This is a genomic window from Lysinibacillus agricola (genome assembly GCF_016638705.1).
GTDB lineage: Bacteria > Bacillota > Bacilli > Bacillales_A > Planococcaceae > Lysinibacillus > Lysinibacillus agricola.
Genome location: NZ_CP067341.1, coordinates 1,718,753 through 1,743,782, shown reverse-complemented (window position 1 = coordinate 1,743,782; position 25,030 = coordinate 1,718,753). Strand labels below are relative to the sequence as shown.

The 25,030-nt window shown below is 37.2% G+C and carries 21 protein-coding genes and 2 pseudogenes; 9 read left to right on the top strand and 14 right to left on the bottom strand.

The window, feature by feature from the left end; translation table 11 throughout:
- Window positions 1-74 precede the first annotated feature (74 nt).
- Both FJQ98_RS08295 and FJQ98_RS08290 read right to left on the bottom strand, forming a co-directional pair.
- Window positions 75-1,517 carry a RecQ family ATP-dependent DNA helicase gene (locus FJQ98_RS08295; protein WP_053595107.1) on the bottom strand — a complete coding sequence of 481 codons (1,443 nt, stop codon included), beginning with the start codon at window positions 1,515-1,517 and terminating at the stop codon, window positions 75-77.
- Window positions 1,518-2,546, bottom strand: a complete 1,029-nt coding sequence (locus FJQ98_RS08290) for a YpbB family protein (protein WP_053595106.1) — start codon at window positions 2,544-2,546, stop codon at window positions 1,518-1,520.
- A gap of 109 nt (window positions 2,547-2,655) precedes the next feature.
- Here FJQ98_RS08290 and FJQ98_RS08285 point away from each other — a divergent pair, with 109 nt between their 5' ends.
- From FJQ98_RS08285 to FJQ98_RS08270, 4 genes and pseudogenes are all read left to right on the top strand, one after another.
- Window positions 2,656-2,904 carry a ferredoxin gene (locus tag FJQ98_RS08285; protein ID WP_004232564.1) on the top strand — a complete coding sequence of 83 codons (249 nt, stop codon included), beginning with the start codon at window positions 2,656-2,658 and terminating at the stop codon, window positions 2,902-2,904.
- Window positions 2,905-3,266: 362 nt separating this feature from the next.
- Window positions 3,267-3,857 (top strand): hypothetical protein, encoded by a 591-nt coding sequence (locus tag FJQ98_RS08280; protein ID WP_053595105.1) that lies wholly within the window; start codon window positions 3,267-3,269, stop codon window positions 3,855-3,857.
- A 171-nt stretch (window positions 3,858-4,028) separates the two neighbouring features.
- A complete protein-coding gene (locus tag FJQ98_RS08275) occupies window positions 4,029-4,811 on the top strand; it encodes an enoyl-ACP reductase FabI (protein WP_082340108.1) in 783 nt (260 codons plus the stop codon).
- A gap of 62 nt (window positions 4,812-4,873) precedes the next feature.
- A pseudogene (locus FJQ98_RS08270) lies at window positions 4,874-5,191 on the top strand (tyrosine-type recombinase/integrase); the annotation flags it as partial.
- Window positions 5,192-5,372: 181 nt separating this feature from the next.
- On the opposite strand, the gene ltrA reads toward FJQ98_RS08270, so the two are convergent.
- The 8 genes from ltrA to FJQ98_RS08230 form a co-directional block, all read right to left on the bottom strand.
- On the bottom strand, window positions 5,373-7,148 hold the full coding sequence (gene ltrA / locus FJQ98_RS08265; protein ID WP_053595115.1) for a group II intron reverse transcriptase/maturase: 1,776 nt from the start codon (window positions 7,146-7,148) through the stop codon (window positions 5,373-5,375).
- 872 nt (window positions 7,149-8,020) lie between these two features.
- Window positions 8,021-8,461: a hypothetical protein gene (locus FJQ98_RS08260; protein WP_053595103.1), complete on the bottom strand. Its 441-nt coding sequence runs from the start codon at window positions 8,459-8,461 to the stop codon at window positions 8,021-8,023.
- 598 nt (window positions 8,462-9,059) lie between these two features.
- Window positions 9,060-9,266 carry a hypothetical protein gene (locus FJQ98_RS08255; protein ID WP_053595102.1) on the bottom strand — a complete coding sequence of 69 codons (207 nt, stop codon included), beginning with the start codon at window positions 9,264-9,266 and terminating at the stop codon, window positions 9,060-9,062.
- 244 nt (window positions 9,267-9,510) lie between these two features.
- Window positions 9,511-10,389 carry a helix-turn-helix transcriptional regulator gene (locus FJQ98_RS08250; RefSeq protein WP_053595101.1) on the bottom strand — a complete coding sequence of 293 codons (879 nt, stop codon included), beginning with the start codon at window positions 10,387-10,389 and terminating at the stop codon, window positions 9,511-9,513.
- A 168-nt stretch (window positions 10,390-10,557) separates the two neighbouring features.
- Window positions 10,558-12,276, bottom strand: coding sequence for an ABC transporter ATP-binding protein (locus FJQ98_RS08245; protein ID WP_053595100.1), 1,719 nt, complete (start codon window positions 12,274-12,276; stop codon window positions 10,558-10,560).
- A complete protein-coding gene (locus tag FJQ98_RS08240) occupies window positions 12,269-13,009 on the bottom strand; it encodes a MerR family transcriptional regulator (protein WP_053595099.1) in 741 nt (246 codons plus the stop codon). Before FJQ98_RS08240 ends, FJQ98_RS08245 begins: the two co-directional genes overlap by 8 nt.
- A gap of 803 nt (window positions 13,010-13,812) precedes the next feature.
- On the bottom strand, window positions 13,813-14,484 hold the full coding sequence (locus tag FJQ98_RS08235; protein ID WP_053595098.1) for a peptidylprolyl isomerase: 672 nt from the start codon (window positions 14,482-14,484) through the stop codon (window positions 13,813-13,815).
- A gap of 359 nt (window positions 14,485-14,843) precedes the next feature.
- Window positions 14,844-16,037, bottom strand: a complete 1,194-nt coding sequence (locus FJQ98_RS08230; RefSeq protein ID WP_053595097.1) for an MFS transporter — start codon at window positions 16,035-16,037, stop codon at window positions 14,844-14,846.
- A gap of 319 nt (window positions 16,038-16,356) precedes the next feature.
- Between FJQ98_RS08230 and FJQ98_RS08225 the strand changes: the two genes are divergently transcribed.
- Window positions 16,357-17,181, top strand: coding sequence for a methyl-accepting chemotaxis protein (locus FJQ98_RS08225; RefSeq protein WP_053595096.1), 825 nt, complete (start codon window positions 16,357-16,359; stop codon window positions 17,179-17,181).
- Between the two features lie 17 nt (window positions 17,182-17,198).
- Window positions 17,199-17,750, top strand: a complete 552-nt coding sequence (locus FJQ98_RS08220) for a GNAT family N-acetyltransferase (protein ID WP_053595095.1) — start codon at window positions 17,199-17,201, stop codon at window positions 17,748-17,750.
- Between the two features lie 53 nt (window positions 17,751-17,803).
- Here the strand turns inward: FJQ98_RS08220 and floT are convergent, their stop codons facing one another.
- Together floT and FJQ98_RS08210 are read right to left on the bottom strand one after the other, a co-directional pair.
- Window positions 17,804-19,369 carry a flotillin lipid rafts scaffold protein FloT gene (gene floT, locus FJQ98_RS08215; protein WP_053595094.1) on the bottom strand — a complete coding sequence of 522 codons (1,566 nt, stop codon included), beginning with the start codon at window positions 19,367-19,369 and terminating at the stop codon, window positions 17,804-17,806.
- Window positions 19,370-19,384: 15 nt separating this feature from the next.
- The gene (locus FJQ98_RS08210) at window positions 19,385-19,915 is read right to left on the bottom strand and encodes an NfeD family membrane protein (protein WP_201406671.1); all 531 of its coding nucleotides are present in this window, start codon (window positions 19,913-19,915) and stop codon (window positions 19,385-19,387) included.
- Between the two features lie 176 nt (window positions 19,916-20,091).
- Here FJQ98_RS08210 and FJQ98_RS08205 point away from each other — a divergent pair, with 176 nt between their 5' ends.
- From FJQ98_RS08205 to FJQ98_RS08195, 3 genes and pseudogenes are all read left to right on the top strand, one after another.
- Window positions 20,092-20,472 carry a hypothetical protein gene (locus FJQ98_RS08205; RefSeq protein WP_053595092.1) on the top strand — a complete coding sequence of 127 codons (381 nt, stop codon included), beginning with the start codon at window positions 20,092-20,094 and terminating at the stop codon, window positions 20,470-20,472.
- Between the two features lie 399 nt (window positions 20,473-20,871).
- Window positions 20,872-22,038, top strand: a complete 1,167-nt coding sequence (locus tag FJQ98_RS08200; protein WP_053595091.1) for an IS256 family transposase — start codon at window positions 20,872-20,874, stop codon at window positions 22,036-22,038.
- 523 nt (window positions 22,039-22,561) lie between these two features.
- A pseudogene (locus FJQ98_RS08195) lies at window positions 22,562-23,503 on the top strand (beta-propeller fold lactonase family protein); the annotation flags it as partial.
- Window positions 23,504-23,817: 314 nt separating this feature from the next.
- Here FJQ98_RS08195 and FJQ98_RS08190 read toward each other — a convergent pair.
- Window positions 23,818-24,552 (bottom strand): hypothetical protein, encoded by a 735-nt coding sequence (locus tag FJQ98_RS08190; RefSeq protein WP_053595090.1) that lies wholly within the window; start codon window positions 24,550-24,552, stop codon window positions 23,818-23,820.
- A gap of 92 nt (window positions 24,553-24,644) precedes the next feature.
- On the bottom strand, window positions 24,645-24,800 hold the full coding sequence (locus tag FJQ98_RS27515; RefSeq protein ID WP_425492684.1) for a hypothetical protein: 156 nt from the start codon (window positions 24,798-24,800) through the stop codon (window positions 24,645-24,647).
- Between the last annotated feature and the right edge of the window lie 230 nt (window positions 24,801-25,030).

Here is a 25,030-nt window from a genome sequence, read left to right as displayed (position 1 = left end):
TCTTCACTCCAATCAACTTGTTCACATGACATACGTTTTAACAAAATGTCACCCCAACTTACGATGATGAGCCTCTAAAAACCCATCAAAAGTTGCTTTAACCGACTTTTCCACGGGATCATTTCTATTTTTTTCTCTTCCTTCAAGCGTACTTTATTGATTTCATCATAATGGATTCCACAATTTTCACAACAGTTTTCCGGTTTTTTCAGCAATTTTTGCCCAAAATACCCGACTAGCTGCGTGCGAATACAGTCTTTTGTCTGAGTAATTTTTTGCATTTCGTCGACAGCACGGTATTTTTCCAGTGCCAAATGATTTAGACGTACTTTAACTTGTTCCATGGTTTCTTGTTGTAGCCAGTAATCAAGAACACGAAAAGCAGTCTCACTCAACTCTCCGTTTTTCAGCATTTGTGAAGGCTGTACTTGTTGATTTAGTAGTTCCTGATAACGATCGACATGACCAGATGTTGGCAAATCGCCTGTTACAACAAATTTCGCAAGCTCCTCGTCACCATCACAATAAAGTAAAATTGCGAGCGCCGGTTGACCATCACGCCCCGCACGGCCAATTTCCTGCATATAATTTTCTACATTAGCAGGCATCGTTTCATGGACAATTTGACGAATATCTGACTTATTGATACCCATCCCAAAAGCATTTGTTGCCACAATCCAGTCTAGTTCTCCGTCAATAAATTGCTGCTGAGTAAACTGGCGATCCTCAGCCCCATAGCCTGCATGATACGCTGCTGCGCGTATACCTGCCTGGATTAGTGCTTCACTGTACTGTTCTGCACGCTTCCGAGAGGACATATATAGAATACCTGGTCCTGCAGTCTCTTTTATATGTTGAATAATCCAGTGTACTTTATCTGCCCTGTCCTCAAAAATGACACGTCCAAGATGAATGTTTGGTCGATCCACATTGTACAAAAACTCAAATGGTGTATGTAGCGACAATGTATCTCGTATTTCATTGACTACTTTGTTCGTCGCAGTCGCTGATAATGCTAAAACTGGTGGACGATTTACTTGTGAGAACCATTGTCCAATTCGTAAATAATCTGGTCGAAAATCAAAGCCCCACTGAGAAATACAATGTGCCTCATCTACTACGATAAGACCTAGCTGCATTTGTGAGAGCTTGTCCTGAACTTGTTGCTGTAAAAGCATTTCTGGTGATGTGAAAATAAAACGAAACTGCTCTAAAAAATGTAATACATATCGTTTTTCACTTACGGTTAAAAATGAATTTAAGGCGACTACTCTCTTTTCACCAATGCGTTTTAGCTCCTCTACTTGATCCTGCATGAGCGAAAGTAGCGGAGAAACAATTAATACTGGCTTCTGCAAGATATACCCTGGTAACTGGTAACAAAGTGACTTACCCATCCCTGTTGGTAATAAAGCAAGAACATCTTTTCCTTCTAGAATTGCCCCAATGACCTCTTTTTGACCTGGACGAAATGCTGTGTAGCCAAAATGCTTTGCCAATGTTTGTTCAAGTTCCATCTATACTTCTCCTTTCGCGAGGACAAGCTTTAACTGAAAATAACTCATACCTTCAACCACTTCATGCAATGTTTTCAATTTTTTTGTTTGATATTGTTTCGATGCCCGCCAAACTTTTTCCGCTTCTTCATATGAGACGAACGGACCAATCGAAAAGTTCGGTTCATACATGGCTAATTCTACTAAATGATCCTCAATTGTACTTTGTTTTAGCTTTCTTATTTGCACAATCTGTTCAATCGAGTATCCTTGCTCATATAAATGTGCCGTTTGCTGAGCTGAATCGGTTAGTAATGCTTTTACTCTTAGCTCCTCTGCTATTTTACGAAGTAACGGATAATCATTTGTCTGATGGACTTCATTTAATAATGTATGTAGCAACTCTATTAACGCTAATTGACAATCTAAAACTGCTTCCTTACGTTCACTAGCAAGCTGCTGCCAAGTCCATCCTGGTAAACTGTGGCCACTCAATCGATAGAGGACAAGCTGTTTGTTAGCTTCAGATAAAGATAATCCAGAAAGCACGCGTTCACATTCCTCCAATAATTGCTGCTGTAAACGCCCATCTTGGTAGTTATGCTCGAGTAAAAAAGTGCGAACCCAAGACTGAATATTCGTATCCCTACTTATTGGAGAAAAAGAACGAATCCCAGCACTTTGATAGGATAAACTTTGTACAATTAACGAGAGCCTTGCAAAAAATACATGCTCATTTCCCCGATAGTGCCATCCATCAAATAAAAAATCAGGTGTCTGCTCCGCTCGCTGTAGACCTAGCTTTTCCATGGAATAGTGACCGGATTCTTGTATTTTTAACCAACTATACTGCAAAAATAAAGATACAGCCTCATCGAATGTCGCCCTAGGCAACTTAGGTAATAGCCCGAAATAATTATGTAGCTGAAATAGGCCGATGTCTTGAATAGTCTGGCCTGAGCGCTTTCCTCTCAAGACATGATAGGCAGCAGAAATCGTTCGTTCGTTATTGAGTTTTTGAAAGATTTGCAATAAAATTTGATGAAACATAGACGCAAATTCCTCCAATTTAATAGTATTTATGTTGAAATGTAAGATAAACATCTTTAAAATGAGTATGAAGCTTTGTAGGAACATCGTAAAAGGAGAGAAAAAAAAAATGGCTAAATACACAATTGTTGATAAAGATACATGCATCGCTTGTGGCGCTTGCGGAGCCGCAGCACCAGATATTTATGATTATGATGATGAAGGTATTGCCTTCGTTATTTTAGATGATAACATGGGAACTGCTGAAGTTCCAGAAGATCTATTAGAAGACATGCAAGATGCTTTCGAAGGTTGCCCAACTGACTCAATCAAAGTAGCAGACGAAACTTTTGATGGCGACTCATTAAAATTCGAATAGTTTTTATCTTCATTCAGCACTCATCCCACCTCTGAAGGTAGTGAGATGAATGCTGATGTGTTCCCTTTTAAGTGGGTGTCCAAACACCTACTGAATGAAGATAAAGCCTCCGGCGGATGTCACGGATTTTGAAAGGAATGAATTGTGCAAGCACAATTCAAAATCCGGACGCAATTACGCCAAGGCGAAATTGATATTTCATTAATATCCCTAAAGGCATCCTTAACTGGGTGCCTTCTTAATTAATTTTTCATCCTCACGTTGCAAACACCAAGGCCAAGGAACATAACACTGAGATTTAGTTGATTGTATAGTTGATTTTCCTACTCAGGATATACATAAAATCTATTGGGGGAATGATAATGTTTAATCAATTAGAAACAGATCATAGTTTATACCATATTGATGAAGACCATATTAATCAATTTAAAAACCTTGCAGCAAAATGGCAAACTATTTTTCCTGATTTTCAGTCTAAGTGTATGAATGCATTAGATTCTTGGGCTATTATTTTAAATAGCTGGTTCTTTTTAAAATCTCATCAGGAAAATAATCTTTTTTTAAATTCTTCAAAGGCAATGCACTATTCAATTAACATTTTTTTAATGGAAGAGCTCAAAAAAATTCAAATTATTCGTAAAATTATCGAGAGAAATGATGATAATTTATTCTATTTTGTCGCTTTCCAGCTTGGCAAAGCTATTGACCTCTGGGCCTATAACATAGTTGTTCAAAGTGATACGGCGGACCTTTTAGAGCAAATGTTTCAGCAACCCTATTTTCTAGCTCATTTGAATGATGATCTTCTATCTAGCGACACAGCGTTTCACAAAGATCAAACAAGAGCCATCAAAATAATTGCACAGGCTATTCGTACACAAAACTGTTTTAGGATTGCAGTACACAGCGCAGTTTACAGTGCATTAGATATGTATGAGTCACCTAAAATTTAAATACCATCTATTGGATTCGTCTCTAACTAAATGGAGATGAATTTTTTTGTGCCTTTCCTAGTAAAGTTGTACACTCTTTTCATCTTGTTATTGCAACCATTTTTTATGTATGATAAGATTTTAGTAGTTGGTACTAATAACAGATATTATTTCATAAAGGGGTTCTTATAGATGATGGATAATTTATTACAATTAAAAGATAAGAATATTGTCGTAATGGGCGTGGCAAACGATCGAAGTATTGCTTGGGGTATCGCAAAACGTTTATTTGACGTAGGTGCAAATGTTATTTTCACATATCGCCAAGAACGTTCATTAAAAAAGTTACAAATGCAATTAGAGAAAATCGGGCAATCTGATTCACTGATCGTACAATGTGACGTCAACAGCGACGAAAGCACAAAAGCAGCTTTCGATGAAATCGGTACAAAAGTAGGCATTATCCATGGTATCGTGCACTCAGTAGCCTTTGCTAATGCAGAAGATTTACACAATCGCTTCTTAAATACAACTCGTGATGGCTATGCATTTGCACAAGATACTAGTGCCTATTCCCTTATTTCAGCAGCAAAAGCCGCACATCCTTATATGACTGAAGGCGGTTCTATCGTAACAATGAGTTACTTAGGAGCAGAGCGTGTCCTTGATGGCTACAACGTCATGGGTGTAGCGAAAGCTGCATTAGAGGCATCTATGCGCTATCTTGCTGCAGATATTGGTAAAGATAATATTCGCGTCAATGCTATTTCAGCTGGAGCGATTCGCACACTTGCTGCAAAAGGAGTTCCTTCCTTCAATACAATTTTACACAAGATCGAAGAAACAGCTCCATTAAAACGTAATGTTCAACAAGACGAAGTGGCAGATATGACAATCGTGATGCTTTCTCACTTATCACGCGGTGTGACAGGCGAAACGATTTACATCGACGCAGGCTACAATATTATGGGTTAAATACAAAGAAGCATGAAAGATCATCATTTTAAATAGACTATAATAATTAGAGGATATTATGTTGTGATATTTGGTTTAAAAGATACATTGAAAGTCGTCAAGATAGAGATCCAGCAATTTTTGTTACTGAAAGAAATCCACATCGTATGAGTATTGCACAAGTGAGGTATATCATTAAACGAATATCCAGTCGTGCTGGAATAAATAAAGATATACACCCCCATCAGTTAAGACATAGTTACGCTACACATCTATTAAACAATGGCGCACCCATTGAAGTAATTCAAAGTTTAATGAGGCATGAAAAAAATGAAACTACTCGTATTAATGCACAACTAAGTGGAAAGCTTAGGAAGGAATTTTATCAGAAGTACTTTTAGTTTATTTAAAACAGAGAAACACCATAATAAATGTTTCTCTGTTATAGTGATAGGTAAGCCTTTGACGTTATCTCCGGCTTTTCCCCCACTTCACACCGTACGTGCGAGTTTCCCAGCATACGGCGTTCCCATTAATCCAATTTATTCAATTTTTATGTGTAGGCTAAGTTGTCATGTAGAATCAGATTGTGGCGTTCAGACATTTCTTACGCAATTCATTTACTTTCAGTAGTTGCTTTTCATCTAATTTCAATGCTTTGAGGAGCATTTGTATTTTCTCGAGGTCTTTTAAGTGGATTAGTCGGTGGATTGATTCATGGATAATCATTAAATTGCCATAGGAATCATCCTGTGTTAAATAATACGGTGTTTTATGGTGACAGTGCCAACCATTGAAACCTAGTGAAACACCAGTTACAGCACATTTTCCATATTGAGCAATAAACCGACTAATGCGATTATCATTATATTCAATGGAGCGTTGTGGAATAAATTGTTTCATCACATAAGCGAGGATTTCTTTAGGAATCGCTCGTTGATTGCGATGGATTTTGTGTCTACCTTCGGTAGTATAATTACAAATGTCCTGTGAGAAATTGAGATTAACTCGGCAACGTTGGGCATGAATAGGAACGAGCGTCATTTCTTTAATCTTGTACAACATACATTCGTATCCTTCATACCGTTTCTGTAACGATTTCGTGAGGTCTGTGAACGCTGCTTCTTTTCTCATTTCTTTCAGTCGATTATGCATAGTTCGATGTGTGCGGTGGTTCAGCTTATTTAAATCTTTTGTGACGTGTGACGCTGCGGCGTAATAATTTTGAATCCCCATTACAACCGTATTAAACCGCCATACATTTTCTACTGATTGATGTTTCTGAATCGCTTTTACAGCTTGTTTAATCGTTAGTTGAGCGTTTTTCAGTGCTTTTTCCGTCATGTGAGAGTGTGCAACATATAGCGTACGTTTCGCTGTTTTCTTTCGATGAGCTTTTATGCGGAACCCCAAAAATTCTGAGGAGTTTTTCTTTAAATTTACTACTTTTGATTTCTCTTCGCTAACCTCTAAATAGAGGCGATTTCTCAGAAAATCAGTTACCGCATAATACATTCTTATCGCCTGTGAACGAGTTCGACATAAAATTTTAAAATCATCCGCATAACGGACAATATAACAAGGTTTTAGGTTGGTCTTTTTTAAAGCTTGCATCTTGTTTGGTGGTGTTTTATAGACTTTTTTCGTCTGGAAGTTTTCCCACTGATGACTAACCCACCAATCAAGTTCGTTTAATACGATGTTTGATAATAATGGAGAGAGAATCCCACCTTGTGGTGTACCTTTTATCGGTAAACCCTCACCAACAATTTCTGCTTTTAATAAACGAGAAATAATAGATAATAAAGCTTTATCCCGAATCCCTATTGCCCACAATTGTTTAAGCAGTTTCGCATGGTTCACGTTATCGAAAAAGCCTTTTATATCAACATCTACACAATGATAAAAGCATCCTCGATTAATTAATGTTTCAAAGCGTGCTTTGGCATGATGTGTGCTACGATTCGGTCTGAATCCGTAACTATGCTTATAAAATCTCGCTTCACATATTGGTTCTAACACTTGCAAGATGCATTGTTGGAACAACCTATCCCAAATCGTTGGAATACCTAACGGACGCGTTTTTCCATTTGCCTTCGGAATCAAAACACGTCGAACAGCTTGCGGTTGGTAGTATGAGAACATTTTTTGTACATTCTCGATGACTTCTGAAATGGAAAGACTTTTTACATCATTGATGGCAAGTCCATCAATCCCAGCCGTTTGACTACCTGTATTTTTCTTAATGTTACGGTAGGCAAGTCGGATATTTTCATCCGATTGCATCAGTTCTACTAAATCATAAAAATTTTGACCATTAGCACTTTGAGCATATAACGTATCGAAATGATACTGCATGTCATAATACTCGCTATGCCTCAATTTCTTTCGTTTTAACAAGTCGGTGGCTCCTTTTGGAGCTGAACCTCTATTAGTCTCGCAGGAACCTTATTAATCGTTGAAAAACTGCCTTGCATGGTGAATAAATCTTGCATTAATCTAGTGGCAATCCCTCCACGTTCATTACACGCTTCAACGGTACTATACCACCACTTTCACTGATATAAAGAGAAGTTATACACTCGCTAATCTCACGATTATTTTCCTTCTCAACGCTTCATCAAGAGTAAGCTCTCCACGTTATCAGCTTACCACGTTGAATATTATCTATTATGGAACAAACTTAGGTGCTTCCTATGAGCCTGTTAGCGTTGCAAGTGCCTGTAACACAAGATGGACTTTCATATAGTTGATTCTTACTCATCCATAGCTAACCCTACATGATAGTAGTTAGTACATTTCTATATTATGTGCGTCTAGACCCGTACATTCGGAAGTTCGCCAGTAGTACACTAACCTTATGTGTCTATCATACATTCTCACCATATCTATTCAACCCAAGCATTATGATTTACACCACCCCATCGGGTAGGGTTTCGTCAGCCGAACTGTTACGGTAAATTCTTACGCCTATTAACCGAGCTTATAACACGCTTTTCCTTACTAAACAGTGTGCTATTCGACGCAGGGGGAGCCTTTCTGAGCGTTACCTCATCATTCGACTTCTTGATAATATCCTTCAATTAAAAACATAAATTGCCTGACCTTTACCGAGATTGTGTTAACCACAATTCATTTGAGCCAGGAACGTGTCGCACCAATTAATGCACCCGTTACTTTAAGTGTAAAATATCACAATGTTATCGATTTACAAAGTTTAAGTGATTATGTTAAGTGATTAAGACTAATGCACTTAAAATGAAAGTTATCAATGATATTATTTGTAAAACATTATGTTGAAGGTCTGGAATAATATGATCTTTTATTGGAGGTAATAATTTAAGTGTATTTTTAAAATGAGTTTCATATAGAGTTTTTGGAAATTGCTTTAAATACTTCCCAGTAAGATAAGGCATCCACCAATTTAGAAGTTGCATAAATAAAAATACAAACCAAAAGACCACCGAAATAATCATTAACCATTTTATCTGTGTAATAAACAATCCTATACAAAGAATGATAATAATTCCGTTTACAGTTGCCTCAATGATTTTTTCCTTTGTTGAGTATTTTGATAAATCATTCCACGGATAAAGATTAACAAGGGTTGTTACTTCAAAATAAAGAAACAACAGCATTTGGAACGCTATCGCAAAATTAAATAAATCCATTAACTCTCCTCCTTTTAATCCCATATTATTATTATATTCACAAGTATACACAGTGAACATTGGCTTTTCTAATTACTCTTTTCGAAAACAGAAGCAAAAATTGCTATTTCAACTAACCCGCACCTTTAGCACAACAAAAAAGATGCTGCTCCTGCAACACCTTGTTTAACTATTGCACCCCGTAAGTTAAATATATCTCATATTAAACGTATTACTGCATTCATACCTTTAACGACTTTCCAGAATTTAATATGAGAAATCATCAATAATTTCTACCACTTCAATTTTTCCGTTTATCAAAAGTTCATTTGGATAGTTACCTTTATTGGTATCGTTGGCTTGAGATACATAAAAAAACTTAGCATTTGAAAAATCAGGGTAGAACAAATGCTTATCTCAGCTTGTCAAAAATCTCACTATTTCACAGTTGAAGTTTTAAGAAAAAACAAAAAGCACCTTTATTCAGATGCTCTTTAATCAGATTTCAGTGGTTTCGTCGCTATGTTGAATGAATATCTGATAGAAAATATGCAGTAAAAGGAACGTTGGACAGGGATAAAACCAGACTGTCCATAGACAGCCTATTTAATAAATTTATCTAGTTTTTTACATTTTTTTGATTAGATTCTTTAGCAAATGGTGCTAATATAATCCCTGCAAAAAACAAAATGAAACCTGCCCATTTTATCCATCTATAATATTGGTGGTCTTGTAAAAAGTAAAATGAAGTAAGGATAATAGTAATACCGATACCAATAATACCGATAGCAATCATCCACTTTAAAGTAATCGGAATTTTTGACACTCTTATGTCCCCTTTTTATGTATATTTTTCGGAAATAATACAACACATTCAAATGTACCTTATAAAGTGTTTACTATAAAAAGTATGTGCTTTTAAATGTTTTTTAATATACCTCATTATAGGTAGTTAATATTTAACATAAGTCCTCGCACGCTACAGCATTTTATAGCAACAATCTTTAGGAAAACAGCTTTTAAGTAAAAAAATTAAATATGTCATTTTAATTAAGTAAACATAATTATAATCACCCTTCATCAAACCCTAAATTAATCGGCTCTAATGGCAAATTTTCTTCTTGACCAAGCATATTAGTTGATGTAACAGATAAATCTACTTCTTCAAACTTAAATCCATCAGCCCACACTTTACCTGTTCCTGTTAATAGAACACCGAAATGAATAGAAGCACTTTCCTTTGGTACATCTAATACAATCGAATAGAAGTTCCAGTCCGTTGTACCCTGAATAGGTCTATTATCCATGTTATCAAACTGAATCGCATCACCTGTACTATTATCTACTCGACACCAAACTCCACATTTTACAACTTCGTCTGTTTTTAAGAAACAAGACAGTTTTATACGTTTTCCTAGCCAATATTCTGCTGAAAAGCTTTGCATCATTGTCCCGAATTGACCTTCACCTACATCTGTTTTCGAAGACAGTAAACCTGATTTCATGCCTGTATGAAATACTTGTCCATCGGCTTTCATTTCATAAAAAGTTGGGTGTGAACCACTTAAAATCCATCCTTTAATTGTCGTTAAATCACTCATATCTTTTTCCTCCGTCCCTTGAAGTGTTCGCATAATTTTGCGATATTTGCCAGGTGGCATTTTATATAGCTCTTTAAAAGAACGTGTGAATGCTTCTTGTGATTGATAGCGTAACTCAAACGCAATTTGAAGTATCGATTCATCTGAATATAATAAATACATTGCTGCTGTTGCCAGTCTTCGTTTTCGAATATATTCACTTATCGTCAATCCAGTTTCTTGTTTGAAAATACGTGATAAATGAAATTTTGAATAGCCAATATGCGATGCATAATCATCTAACTGCCAATCATCTAGTAAACACTCTTCTAAAGAACAAATTACATCTTGAGTTACTTCGCTATACATATTGCTCACCTTACTTCCTAATTTCAGAGGATTTATAATATTGTTTTTTGATATTAATTGCTATTTTACTACTCATTCTATATTTGAGTAAATATTACAGTAAGTGCGATTCAATTTGCTTCACTATGTAACAACTTTACTACTTTATTCAAACTCGATAATCAATCATTATATAGCTTCTGTCGTCATTAATTTAATTAGCTGTTTATAGTAAGTATGGTTTTCTTGAAGTTCCTCATGTTTTCCAGAACCAGTAATCAGACCATCCTCAAACACTAGAATTTGATCCGCATGTGTAATTGTCGATAAGCGATGTGCAATAATAACCGTTGTACGTTCTTTCATTACATGCTCGAATGCCTTTTGTACTTCTCTCTCTGAGTCATTATCAAGGTTAGATGTTGCTTCATCTAATAATAATATCGCTGGATTTCGGAATAATGCACGTGCTATCGCTATCCGCTGCCTTTGCCCACCTGATAATTTAATTCCTCCCTCCCCTACTTCTGTATCTAACCCTTTTTCAAATTGTTGGACAAAATCCCATGCATAAGCGTTTTTTAATGCACTTATAGTATCTGCTTCTAAAACGTCACTTTTGCCATAAGTTACATTATCTCGAATTGTTCCATTCATGAGTGGTGCTTCTTGCGATACATACCCAAATAAACTACGCCACTGCTTTAAATCGATGCTTTCAATAGGCTGTTTTCCAAATCGAATAGTACCATCTGTTACATCATAAAATTGTTCTATTAATGAAAACATTGTGGTCTTTCCTCCCCCACTGGCACTAACCAATGCGGTTGTTTTTCCTGCTGGAATCGTAAAGGAAATACCTTTTAAAATAGGGTTATCATTGTATTGAAACGCAACATTTTCAAAAGCAATCGACTCATTGGGAGAAGAAATAGCATTCATCCCATGCCCTTCGATTGGTTCGTTCAAAATTTCTTGTAATCGTTCCGTTGCCCCCATCGCTTTTTGAAGTGCAGTGAAAAATGTTGCCATTTGCGTAAATGGCATAATAATTTGCACAAGGTAAATCATAATCGCTACAAGTTCACCTGCTGAAATCGCACCAGTTGCTACTTTTGCGCCACCATATCCAAATAATAATATGAGCACGACCATCATAATTAACGTCATAATCGGTGATAAAACCGCTAAAATTTTTGCTTCCTTTAACCCAAATCGATACAAATGATGAATTTTTTCTTCCCCATTTTGCTGCTCAAAATTTTCTGTTTGCGAAACTTTCACGAGTCGAATATTCGTTAATACACGTCCCAACTGTCCAGTAAAACTAGCAAGTTCGTCTTGATTTGCTTTCGCGATTTTATGAATACGTTGTCCAAGAGGCAATGTCAATAAAATTGCTACTGGAACCGCAATTAGCATCAGTAGTGTCATTTTCCAATCAATGATAATTAATATTATTACTGCACCAACAATAGCAAATAAACCCGAAATAAAACTAATCAAATGATCTGTAATAAGCTCCTTAATAACATTAGAATCTTGTGTAATTCTGCTCATTGTTTCACCAGATTCATGTGCATCAAAGTAAGGAATACGTAACCGTAAAACATGTGCCCATACCGTATTGCGCAAATTAGCCACAATTCTTTCCCCAAGTTTACGCATCATATAAAACGTTACTCCACTCAGTACGGCTTGGGAAATTAGAAATGCACCTACTAATAATATCGCCTGCAATGAAAAGCCAATCGTTGAAAAGTCATTGATCATTCTCATCGTAACTAAGGGAACAGCCAATCCGATAAGTGTTTCAACGATACTTAGTAAAAGAGTGCCTATCGTGAGTTGCTTCGACAATCGATTACTATTAACAAGCTGCCAAATTCCTCTTACAGAATTATTCATCATCCAAACCTCCATACACCCCAAGTCTGTCAGCCTGCGAAATCAACCACTCTTCCTCTTCCTTTGTAAAGGGTGTAGGAAATAACCATTCATTTAGTTGAATATCCTCATATTCCTTTAATACTTCTACTAACTCTTCTACTATATCTTGTGGAATTAGTGAGAATAACTGCTCGATTAACGATTTCAAATATTCGTCTTGAGTCGGTTGAATGTATGCCTGCTTCAACTGATTTGCTAAATCTATGTATTTTTGATTTAATTCAATAATATTCATTCCTGAAAAATCAAATAGGCGCTCTACCAACTCATCAGGTAATATACTTCGCCAATAGTCCCTTTGTTCATCTTCTTTTAGTAAGTTAAAAATCACCGTTAAAAAAATTGATGTATCAATTACTTCACTTTGTTTTCCTATTTCAATCGCCTGATCCAAGCTCGCAATAACACGATCAATTTGGTTTCGCTTCTTCTCTAGTTGTAGTTTTTGAAACTTAAATGAATCTATTAGCTGCTGTTCTCCATTCCGTAAAAGATCTTCAATCTCCTCCAATGAGTAATCTAAATATTTTAATGTTACTATTTTTTGAATTGTTTCAATGCTATCGTCATCGTAATAACGATGTCCCGAATCTGAAATAAAACATGGTTCTAGCAAACCCTTTTCACTATAAAATCGTAACGCTCGTACCGTTAGCCCCGTCTTTTTCGCAAATTGACCAATTGAATACATATTTTCATCTCCCTTTTCTTCAGTATAAATTCTACCGTTACGTCAGATGCAACTTCTTTTATTCACTTAACAAAAAAGAACACAACCTATCGCGTTCTTTAATAATTGAAAATCTTATATAATTAATACGACAATTTTTATTTCTGTGAAATTATGAACCACACTTACTTATGATACGGTTCACCGAAACTAATATTATATTCGTTATAAAAATGGAATTCCTTATTGATCTAACCTGCACCGTTATCCATCCATGAAGCGCAAAAATCAGCACTTCACCACAGAAAATGAAAGATTATTACGTTCTTTCATGGGAGTTTAATAAAGAAAAAAGAGCTGCATATGCAACTCAATGTTCTTCAAGTAAAGCACCTCATTAGTTAAACAAATTTAATATTTTTCTTCACAGAATTTTCTACCAAAGCATAGAGTAAACCTGCAATCCCAAAAATAATAATCGAACTAACAATACTTAAATTATATTCTACTATAGAACGGGAACCATATATTATTTCAAAAGAAAAAGCCCCTATTATCCCACCCAATAAAGTAAAGGTAACTACTTTCAACATCCAATATTTAACAAGTTTGCTTATGATAAATGTTAGTGGCAAACATGAAATAGGGTATAGAATAAAAGCATAAGAACCTATCTAAAAGGACCAAACATATTAGTCATATAAAATATGTTTGGTCATTTAATTTATTTAACTTTTTTCAATTTTGGTCTTGATAAAACATAAGATCTCTCATGCTTCTTTGTTAGGCTCCATTAAGATTGCCTATTTCAGATTATCACACTGTTATTTTAGTACCTTTGGGGCTGGATAATCAAAGCCCTTTGTATCTACTTCTACCTTTTTCATTTGCTGATCTTTTAATGGCTTTTCATCATCTCGTTCAGCAGCAGCGATAGCATCTACTGTCTCCATCCCCTCAATCACTTTTCCAAAGGCAGCATATTGGCCATCAAGCTGCGATGTATCCTTTACCATAATGAAAAATTGAGATCCCGCAGAATTCAGATCCTGCGAACGAGCCATTGAAATGACACCACGTTCATGCTTTAAATCATTTTTAAAACCATTTGATGAAAACTCACCTTCTATCGAATAGTCTGGACCACCCGTACCATTACCTGAAGGATCTCCACCTTGAATCATAAAATCAGGGACAACTCGATGGAAAATAAGACCATCATAAAAACCTTTTTTAACTAAGGAAATAAAATTAGCTACCGTATTCGGCGCTGTAGAAGGCTCTAATTCGATTACGATTTTTTCATCATTGTTCATCGTAATCGTTACAATTGGATTTTCCTTTACTTTTGATGAATAATCCACATTTTCTTCCGTTTTCTTTGCCGTATTTCCTTCCGATTGCCCACTGTCTTTAGCGGCTCCACAACCTGTCAAAACAAATGCTACTGCCAGAAAAGCAAAGACAATAGAAAATCCTTTATAACGCGCGAACATATTCTTTCAACTCCTCTTATCACCAGTCTACTCATTATATTATCAGATAGTTTATGACAAATCATTTTTATAATAATTAATGAAGATGGCTATATATATGGATGCGGACAAGAAAAGTAAATAAACTAAACAAAAAATTACTATTCCTAGTGCCCTAATGCAATGCGCTGTTGTTTAGCAATAATCCGCTTTAATCAATTATGCCTTGGCATAATTGCGTCCGGAATCGGCTTTGTGCTTAGGCCTGCATGATGCAGGTCAGTTAGCCGTTATCGCATGGATGCGATGATTTTAGGCTAACATCCTTTAAGAACTCCTTTTCCGATTTCCGTGACATCCGCCGGAGGCTTTAACTTATTTCAGCGGGTGTTTGGACACCTGCTGAAGTAAGTTAAAAATGATAGTAAGCTTGCCACGACTAAAAATACAGCAATCATACCAATAACCCCTCCCCAGCCGTAATGCATCCAGAAGATCCCTCCTACTGTTCCTCCAACACTTGAACCAAAATAATAGAAAAATAAATAGAGAGAAGAAGCCTGTGCTTTATCATGAGTGGCTCGTTTACTTACCCAGCCACTGGCAATCGAGTGCGCCGCAAAGAAGCCAAATGTAAAGATTGTAATTCCTAAAATCTTCAAACTAAGCAGCCCGTTTAATGTAAGAATCGCCCCTGTAAACATAATCGCAATAGACAATAACAACATCTTTTGACGGCCATATCGATCAGCTAGACTACCGAACCAAGCAGAGCTAAATGTCCCTACTAAGTAAATGACAAAAATCCAGCCAACAATCGTAGCACTTAAATTATAAGGTGGCGCCATCAATTTAAAGCCAATGTAATTATAAAGAGTCACAAAGCTTCCCATTAATACAAAGCTAATACCAAAAAGACAAAGCATGGATGGGTCCTTTAAATGCTGCAAAAGAGATGCCGTTAATGATTTAATCTGCAATGGACGTGCTGTAAAATGCTTGGAGTTAGGAAGCATCCAGATAAATAACACGCTAATCATAAGACTGATGACACCAAGTACAATCATCCCCACCTGCCAATTGTAAAGGTCCGTTAATGTCCCTATGATCACTCGTCCACTAAGCCCTCCTACCGAGTTACCACTTATGTATAAGCCCATAGCAATACCTAAACTAGATGGATCCATTTCCTCTCCTAAATAAGCCATCGCAATTGCTGGCAAGCCTGCAAAGACAACGCCCTGTATAACACGCAATACTAAAATCGTTTCAAAATTAGGCGAAAAGGCTAGTGCAAGCGTCAGGATAGATGCTGCAAAAATAGAAATCGTCATCAAAGATTTCCTTCCCCATGCCTCTGATAATGAGCCAACAACAATCATACTGATGGAAAGCGCAAAGGTTGTCACAGAAAGCGATAAACTCGCAACTGCTGGTGATACATGAAATTCCTCCGCAAATGTTGGTAGTAATGGCTGTGAAACATATAAGTTGGCGAAGGTAATAAAGCCGGCTAAAAATAAAGCCCAATTAGCTTTATTAAAGGCCTTAGTCCCTCTTTGAATATAATCCATTTCTTTCTCTCCTTAACGTACTTCCAATACTACTATTATTCTAATACAATATTCTTTAAAACACACGATAGTTTGTCAAAAAATAGACAAATTTACCTCTGTTTTTATTTCTGCACACACTATTTTAATTGACAATTACTTCTTGAGTGATTATAGATTTGCGGACTAATTTTCTTCACAGACTTTTAAATAAATTTATTTTTTTCTATTTTGAGTTGACAAATATTGTGCTACAGTGAAGTTAATCATCTAGAAATCATTGTCAATATGAGCTCCGATGACTAAACTATTTTCGTTGCACAGACTTGGAGGAATTTTTATGCAAATTATTGAAGCTTTAGCCCTTTCAGTACCTTATATCCACCTTGCATTAAAAGAAGAGGCAATTGTAGCTGTCATTGAGAAGGAAAGTGAAACAGTTGTAAAATATTTAGCTGGTAAACGTGTAGATTCAGGCTATCGAGATGGACAAAAAGTAAATGCTAATGACCAAAATGTTTTCATTGCCTTTAAAGGACAAAATGCTGATGTCGTTATACCAAAGGATGTATACGGAGTTGCCATCAATGCTTTTTCATTTCCAATTCGTGAAGATGGTAAAGTCGTAGGCGCCCTGGCATTTGGATTGCCAATCGACAATGAGCTTAAACTTGAGGATTATATGAGTACAATGGATAACATTGTAAACAACCTACAGGACAAAGTACATACTATTGCCTCACATTCAGAGGAATTAGCAGCAACAAGTGAGGAAATTAACAAACAAGCACAGCACGCCCTTGAAGATTCAGAGAAAACAAATGAAGTTACAGATTTAATAAAAAGCATCTCTCGCCAAACAAATTTACTTGGCTTAAATGCATCTATTGAGGCGGCTCGTGCAGGTCAGCATGGTGCTGGCTTTAACATTGTGGCACAGGAAGTTAGAAAGCTCTCCTTCGAAACTTCAAGCGCCACTGAAAACATTGAAGCATCCCTACGAAATATAAATAGAAATCTTGATAATCTAAAGCAAAATATGGGTCAAATCAATGACGCAACGAATGAACAGGCTCAGCTCGTTCAAGACTTCAGTGAAATTATTGAGGAGTTAACAGTTCTTAGCCGTGAAATGAAAGGCTTTATGCATGATGCCTTAAAATAATAAAGAGGTGAATACTATTGCAAATTACAATTAATCCGGAATTATCTTTACGTACTATAGCATTAGAAGATGCTAATGCTGTCTTTGCCTTAACAGATGCATCACGAGTATATTTACGTAAATGGTTGCCATGGTTAGATTTCACAAAAGAAGTAGCCGATTCAACAGCATATATAGAAGGTTGTATTAAAGGACATGAAGCTAAAAGCAGCCTCTCTCTTGTTATCATTTTTCGAAATGAAATTGTTGGCGTTGCTGGCTTTAATGCGATAAATCATAGCAATAAAATCGCTGCTATTGGCTATTGGCTCGGTGAGGGAGCTCAAGGACATGGTATTATGACGAAGACAGTGCAAGCATTATTACAATATGCTTTTGAGGAATTGCAGCTCAATAAAGTGGAAATTCGTGCTGCTGTGGGTAACTCAAAAAGCCGTGCCATCCCTGAGCGACTAGGCTTTGCAAAAGAAGGATCCATTCGTGCGGCAGAATGGCTTTACGATCATTATGTTGACCATGCTGCTTACGGTATGCTCGCTAGTGAGTGGAAACAAATTAAGGAAAAATAAAAGCTTCTCAAAAATAGCCGCCCGATATCACAAATATCAGGCGGCTTCTATTTTTATTTTTGTTCAACTGTTTCTTTTATCTCGTCCTGCGTTTCATGAGCTGTAGCTGGTGCTTGCTTTCCTAAGCCTACTGCTATTTGCTCAAGCTCAGGACGTAATGTATGCTTGCCTGCATAGCTTTCAATGAGTTCCTTTACGTCAATCCCTGAAGTTTCCTTCAACGATTCTTGTAATGTTGACATTAAATTGGTTGCATAAGCAGTCACTTTATTGGCACCACCGCTTCCTTCTCCACCACCAGTATCCACAACAGTAATCTTATCGATATTGCCAAGTGGACTCGCAAGCTCTTTCGCATATTCTGGCATCATACGTACAATCATATCAAGGACAGCTGCTTGACCATAGTATTCGAAGGCTTCCGCAATTTTACGTTTTGCCTCGGCTTCCGCAAGACCACGTAGACGAATAATATCTGCTTCTGTCTCCCCTTGCGCTCTTTCTGCATCTGCTTTTGCAAGACCATCCAAGCGAATTTTCTCAGCTTCCGCTTTTGCTAGTGATTCAATACGGTATTTCTCCGCATCTGCCTGTGCAAGCTCACGCATTTTTTCTGCAGCTGCATTTTGCTCAACAGCGTATCGATCAGCATCAGCCTTTTTCTTCACTTCTGAATCGTATTGCTTCTCACGACGTAAAATCTCTTTTTCTTCTAGTTCAATTTGCTTTTGACGTTCAATAATGCGAATTTGCATTTCCTGTTCTGTTACTTCCTGCTTTGCACGAGCAGTTTCTAGCTCATACGCTTGGTCTGCACGAGCTTTTGCGATATCCTGCTCACGGCGGAATTCAGCCACTTTTAACTGATTATCTTTTTCTGCTTCCGCAATTTCTGTTGCACGTTCAAGCTCAGCCTTTTGCGCTTCTTTCGATGCTTCAGCTCGCTTAATACGTGTTTCTTTATCAGCATCTGCAGTAGCGATATCTGCATCACGTTTAACCTGTGCAATACGTGGTTTACCAAGCGATTCTAAGTAACCATTTTTATCGCGCACATCTTTAATCGTAAAGGAAACGATTGTCAGACCCATCTTCGCCAGATCCTGAGATGCAACACGCTGTACTTCCTGAGAGAATTTATCACGGTTTTTATAAATTTCCTCAACCGTCATTGAACCTAGGATAGAGCGTAAGTGACCTTCTAACACTTCACGTGCCTCATTTTCACGCTCCTCCTTTTGCTTCCCTAAAAACTGCTCTGCTGCCGTCGCAATTTCAGAAATGGAACCACCAATTTTAATGATAGCAGTTCCATCAGCCATAACCGGTACACCTTGCTCTGTATACACTTCAGGTGTTGTCACATCAAGCTTACTAGACAATAAGCTTAATGGCTGTGCTTGCTGGAAAATTGGGAAGACAAATGTACCGCCACCACGAATAATTTTAATACGATTTCCTGACTCATCTTTATGTACATTTTTTGAGCCAAGATAGCTACCTGTCACAATCAGTGCTTCATCAGGACCCGCTGTACGGTACTTTGTCACATACAGTGCAACTAGTGCGATTAAAATAAAAGCTACAATCCCTATAACAATTAAAATCTCCATTGACATATAAGTATCTCTCCTTTATAAAAATTTTTTATCATAGGATCTCACAAAAAGTGTTCCTTCTTTTACTTCTACAACAAGTACCGTCGTATCATAGTCGATAGCCTCATTGTCAAAACCTGTTGCTCGCTTCGAAATCATACCGCTTGTCGTTTCAATAACAACCTCTCCAAAACCGTCTTTCGGGATTGGGACAATGACCTTTCCTAGCTGACCACCAAGCGATTCTTCCGTATAAGCTAAAGAAACATCGGCCGATCTTAGCGGAACAAGAACGAATAAATAAAATAGTGCACTTAAAATAGCTCCGATGATACAAGCAGCAACGATGTTCCAAACGCTAGGGAAGAAGGCTAATTTTTCTAAAATAAATCCTGCTGCTGACATCAACGTAATGAAAGATAGAATGACACTTGGATTAAAAATCGGTAGCCCCTCTCCAATACCTTCGATAGCATCGCCAAAAAACATAATTAAAAGCGTTGCAAGGCCCCGAAAAATTAATACCACTAAAAAGATCTGCTCGAGTGAATAGCCAAATAGCGTCAAGTTGTTCACCCCTTTTTTTATATTACCTACTATACGGATGCACTCAATGAAAAGTTTCGTAATTTTTCGCATTTTTCAAATTTTCGAATGAGTGATTTTAAGTTTAGTTTTTTTAATTCTCCTCAAACAGAACCATGTTACAATTAAATGAATAATGGCAACTAAGGAGATATTGTATGAGGCTTTCAACGATTTTAAACTTTTGTATTTTTGTATTTTTCACCTTACTATTCGTCAATGATTTTTTTCCACACACTACAATAGCTGAGATACTGTCTAAAAAAATCATCCTTCTTATATTAGTAGCGCTAGTGATCGTTCAAATCGCGACGGACAAGGGTAGATATAAAAAGCTTTCTAAAAAAGTATATGTTGGCTTAACAATATATACAGTGGGGCTTTGGATTGTACTAACGTTACTTGGCGGCGAATCTCAAATAGGTCTATCGTTTAACAGTCCTATTTTTTACATTATCGTGCTGTTGCTTGCGCTTGATTTACTGCGTGTTTATCGTCAATCAAAACGGGAACAGTCTGAGGAAAAAGCAAAGCAGTAACAGATACGTAAAAATGACTGTTGCTTACGCAATATATAAGGCGAAAAGCACAATGTGACGATCCATCCATCATTTCGATGGTTGGATTCGTCACTTTGGCTTTTCTATCCACCACTTTGACGGTTCTATACGTCACTTCGCTTGTTCTATCCGTCACTTCGACCCTTCTATCCGTCGCTCTGGCGATTCTATCCGTCGCTTTGATTCTATTCGTCACTTTGCTTGTTCTATCCGTCGCTTCGACCCTTCTATCCGTCACTTTGCCGGTTCTATCTGTCGCTCTGGCGATTCTATCCGTCGCTTTGATTAAGTCCATATAATTGTGTAAAAGAAAAAGAGTCAATTTTATTCTTCCTGGGTAAATGTTAAGTACGACCAAAACATCGAGGAGGAATAAAAATGACTCAATTTAATATTACTCTAAACATGGACTTTTTAAAAGAATCGGTTATGGACTCGGATATGGAAGCCATTGTGAAGTCGACAGTGGTGTTAATTCTTAATGAATTTATGGAAAAAGAGAGAGATGATTATGTACAGGCGAAGGCGTATGAACGAATTGATGCGCGCAAAGGACAGCGAAATGGCTATTATGAGCGTGATTTAACCTTAACGATTGGGCGGGTCACATTACGTGTACCACGCACACGCGATGGTGAATTTAGTACAACCCTGTTCGAAAAATATAGCCGAATGGATCAGGCACTGGTGTTGTCATTAATGGAGATGGTGGTGCAGGGCGTTTCTACGCGGAAAGTCACACATATTGTGGAACAGCTGTGCGGACAGAAAGTTTCAAAATCATTTGTCTCTTCACTAATGGAGAAACTAGATCCCGTCATAGAAAAATGGTCAAACCGTTCACTAGCAGACATTCAATGTCCTTATCTATTTGTGGATGCCATGTATATTAAGGTGCGTGAAAATGGACGTGTCCTCTCAAAAGCCGTCTATATCGCAACGACCCTTTCAATGCGACAACGACGTGAAATCATCGGTTATCAGGTGTCAGATGTTGAAAGCTATGAAGCCTGGAAACAATTTTTTCAATCTCTGAAAGAACGAGGACTAGGTCGACCAAAATTAGTCATTTCAGATGCGCATGAAGGATTAAAGAAAGCCATACAAACTGAATTTCAAGGAACAGCATGGCAGCGTTGTACCGTTCACTTTAAACGAAATCTCATTCAGTCTTTACCGAAAAAAGATACAGAGGAATTTCGAGCAGGAATCAAACGGATTTTTCAGTCTTTAACGGAAGCAGAAGCACGTGAAAGATACGAGGAATTAGAAGAGAAATTCGAAGGCCAAGGAAAGTATGAGAAGGCACTAGCCATTCTTGAAAATGGTTTTGAAGATGCGATTCAATATCTACAGTATCCCCCAAAAATGCATGTATTGATTCATAGTACAAATGCATTAGAACGCTTAAATCAAGAGGTACGACGCCGTGAACGAGTGATTCGAATTTTCCCGAATAATCGCTCCGCCACACGTTTAATCGGCGCGATCTTAATGGATAAAGACGAGGAGTATGCGCTCCAACGCGGAATAACAGTTGAATAGAAGCTAGCTTCTATTCAACTGTTATTCAAGTAAAGTACTTTACATAGCTCTGGGAATTTACTTTTACACAAGATTAAGGACTTGACTGTCGCTTTGATTCTATCCGTCACTTCGCCCCTTCTATCCGTCGCTCTGACGTTTCTATCCGTCACTTTGCCGTCTCTATCCGTCATTCACTATAAAATTTTTTTGGGACAGGGGAATCCATCTTTGAAATTCGTCATTTTTAATAAAAATCCATCCTAAGAATCACCAACAAACACTATAATTGGTTAATCCAATAATGATTGGAAATTAATATAAACAACCACTCGACACTGTTCAAAATTTTTGATTTAGGTAAAACGTACAAGAAACATAATTCCGTTTGCATATAGTATCAATGTATCAATATATGATAGAAAGGGTGTGCATTGTGGAGAAAGAAAATAAATTTATAAAGTTCAAGTTTAAATCAAATCCAAGTTGTCGTTGTAATTGTTGTGGTTTTTGTTGTCCTTGTCGTTGTAAGCCACCATTTATACCTGTGCCACCAACTCCACCTTGTCATTTTTTAGTGTACGTTACAGATGCTGGTCAGTTAGCTACTCCTGATAATAGAGTATCCGTGATTGATACAGCTACAAATACTATAGTTGCTACCATTCCAGTAGGAACTGGTCCTCTAGAAGTAGCGATTAGTCCAAATGGAGCACTTGGTTATGCTACAAACTTCTTATCGAATAATGTAACAGTTTTTGATACTGCAACAAACACTCCAATCGCTACTATTCCGGTAGGGGTTAATCCTCTTGGTGTAGCGGTTTCACCAAATGGAACACTTGCATATGTAGCAAATCACGGATCTAATACTGTATCTGTCATAAATACAGCTACAAATACCGTAACCGCTACTATTCCAGTAGGGCTCCAACCTCAAGGCATAGCTTTTACTCCTAATGGTGCGTTTGCTTACGTTGCAAATGAAAACTCAAATTCAGTATCAGTTATAAATACAGCAACAAATACCGTGGTTGCTAATATCCCTGTGGGAATTCGCCCAAGATCAATCGTTTTCACACCGAGCGGACAATTTGCTTACGTTACAAATGAAAATAGTAACACAGTATCTGTAATTGATGCAGCTACAAATACGGTAGTTGCTACAATCCCTGTAGGAACAGGACCTGTTGGAACAGCAATTACACCTGATGGAACACTTGTTTACATTGTAAATAAAGGTAATAATACTGTATCTGTCATAAATACAGCAACAAATACGGTGATTGCTACAATTCCTGTAGGGTTATCTCCTGACCAAGTAACCATCTTGCCGGATGGAACACTTGCTTATGTCACAAATCAACTTGACAATACTGTGTCTGTCATAGATATAGCAACAAATACAGTAATCGATACAATCCCAGGATTTAACGGTCCTACTGGTATAAAAACCGGGACAATCTGTATGGTTTCGGGGCTCTAGAGTTACTCTGAAAACAGGCACCTCCCCTTGTTCTCTGCAAAAAAACAGACATACTTTCTATCGCAATTTAGAGAATTGAAGTATGTCTGTTCGATTTTGTTGTGAAGTTTGTCTACCTTGAAATGTTTGACGTAGAACTTGTGACCACACGATTTGTTACACCTAGCGATTATTGGTTCCATGTTATTCAGTGCCTTCTAAATGTGTTGGTAGTTCTTCTGATTCAACCGACACGTTTGATCGTGCTATTGAAAATGGGGCTAGCTCACAGCTAACCCCACTCAAACCGCATTATATAGGCATTAACATAGCCTTTATGATTCTAGTACATTTAAAATAACATCAAGATCATTGACAGCAATATCTAGGCGTTCCTTTGCCTCGATATTTTGCTGTTTTAATTGACTAAATTCTAGCAATTTTTTCTCATGCTTTAATTTGATAGAAGACAAGCGTTCAATTCGTGCTTCTACCTTTTCAATCGCTTGCTCACAAACTGTTGTCCATAGCTTTTCTGAATGCTGCATTTCAGTCGTTGATGGGTTGTGGTGACGCATAATTCGTGCATATACTGCTTCAATTTGTTCAATTAATTCTGAATAAAAATGTCTCTCTACACGAGTTGTTTGGAATGTTGGGTGCTCTACCTCTTTTGCATATGGGGTAATTTGGCGTAGTAGCTTTCCAGCATTTTCTCCGAAACCATGCGATAAATTCAGTACATTCATTAACTGTAATAGTAAACGAATTTCTTCTAGATTAATAAGCTGTGAATCGATGCTTTCCTTTAACTTTAAGGATTCCATATAGCGTCGATCAAAGTGCTCAATTTCACCATTGCGTTGCTCTACTAAATGTTCACTTGCATTGTCTTTTAAGCTTTTAATATAGCGAATGGCATGGCTTTTTAGCTCTTCCATCGGCATCGTGTTGTCATTGTCTTGTTGTGGTTTTCCTCGTTGAACATACGCAAATGCATCCATTTTTTTGGGCCATTGTGCTGTTGGGGTTTCATCTAAGACATTATAGCGTATATAAATTCCGTGCATTTCATATCCTCCAAGTCCATTAAACAAGTATCTCTAAAGACAATAAATCGAATACGCCATTTTTTCAAGTAAAAACTTTTAAAGATTGAAAATCATTCTTTTGAACAATACTTCAAAAATCCCGAATAGTCGATACTATTCAGGATTGCTACATTTAAATCTGTTTCCTCCCAAATAGAAGCGGAGCGATCAAATTCACCTTGCCAGCTTTCCTCATAATCTCTACGTGCATCTGCATACGTAACCAATACATCGGTTTGGCCTGCAGCTAATCTTGCAAAGGAAGAGGTGGATATAGTTATTTCTGGCCATCAGCATCATGAAGGAAATACAAACTGATATGACGGAGCTGATTGCAGATTATATTTTAAAACACCCATCCATTCATGCAGCATGCAATGACAATTGGCAGGTAACGTTCTAAATAATAAAAATTCCCTCTACTCCTATGGGAGAATCCATATTGGATCACGGTCCC